Source organism: Micromonospora endophytica, assembly GCF_003236305.1.
Taxonomy (GTDB): domain Bacteria; phylum Actinomycetota; class Actinomycetes; order Mycobacteriales; family Micromonosporaceae; genus Micromonospora; species Micromonospora endophytica.
The window spans coordinates 1-1,263 of the sequence record NZ_POTX01000473.1 but is presented as its reverse complement, the minus strand read 5'-3'; the positions used below and the strand labels follow the sequence as shown (position 1 = coordinate 1,263).

The following is a 1,263-nucleotide window of genomic DNA, read 5'->3' as shown; positions in this document are numbered from 1 at the left end:
CCCCCGGTCGATGTCGCTGCCCCGCCCCGGCTGGGCCGAGGTCGACGCCGAGGCGGTCTGGTGGGGTGACGTGGTCTCCATCGCCGCCGAGCTGACCGCCGCCGCGCAGGGCGCGGCCATCGCGGCGGTCTGCGTCAGCGGCGTCGGCCCCTGCCTGGTGCTCTGCGACGAACAGGACACCCCGGTCCGGCCGGCGATCCTCTACGGCATCGACATGCGGGCCACCGCCGAGATCGCCGAGCTGACCGAGCGCTACGGCGCCGACGCGGTGCTGGAACGGGCGGCCAGCCCGATCACCACCCAGGCGGTCGGCCCGAAAGCCCTCTGGGTACGCCGCAACGAGCCGCAGGTCTGGGACCGCGCCACCCGCTGGTACAACTCCAGCTCGTACATCGTGCGGAAGCTGACCGGGGAGTACATCCTCGACCACCACACCGCCAGCCAGTCGGTGCCGCTGTACGACATCGCGGCCCAGCAGTGGCACCAGCCCTGGTACGACGACATCATGGCCGACCTGCCCGCACCCCGACTGGCCTGGTCAGCGGAGATCGTCGGCACGGTCACCCCGGCGGCTGCCGAGGCGACCGGCCTGCCGGTGGGCACCCCGGTCTGCGCCGGCACCGTGGACGCCTGGGCCGAGGCGGTGAGCGTCGGCGTCCGCCGCCCCGGCGACCTGATGCTGATGTACGGCTCCACCATGTTCTTCGTCCAGCAACTGACCGGCCTCGCCCGGCACCCGCAACTGTGGAACACCGCCGGGGTGGCCGCCGACACGTACTGCCTCGCCGCCGGGATGGCCACCTCCGGCAGCCTCACCAGCTGGCTGCGGGAACTCGTCGGAGACGTACCCTTCGAGACGCTGGTCGAAGAGGCGGCGGCGGTGCCACCGGGCGCGGACGGCCTGCTGCTGCTGCCGTACTTCGCCGGGGAACGCACCCCGATCTTCGACCCGCACGCCCGGGGTGTGATCGCCGGGCTGACCCTGCGGCACAACCGGGCACATTTGTTCCGCGCCGGGTACGAGGGGATCGCCTTCGGCATCCGGCAGATCCTGGAACTGCTGGACACGCCAGAAAATCCGGTGCAGCGGCTGGTCGCGGTGGGCGGCGGCACCCAGGGCGGACTCTGGACGCAGATCGTCAGCGACGTCACCGGCCGGGAGCAGGAGGTGCCGGCGGTGACCATCGGGGCCAGCTACGGCGACGCCCTGCTGGCCGCGATCGGCGCCGGCCTGACCACCCCCGACACCGACTGGACCCGCCC

Annotated in this window: 1 protein-coding gene; it reads left to right on the top strand. The window is 72.8% G+C overall.

Features of this window, described 5'->3' with window-relative positions; genetic code table 11:
• A partial coding sequence (locus C1I93_RS30580) for an FGGY-family carbohydrate kinase (RefSeq protein ID WP_111246695.1) occupies positions 1-1,263 on the top strand: 1,263 nt, incomplete at both ends.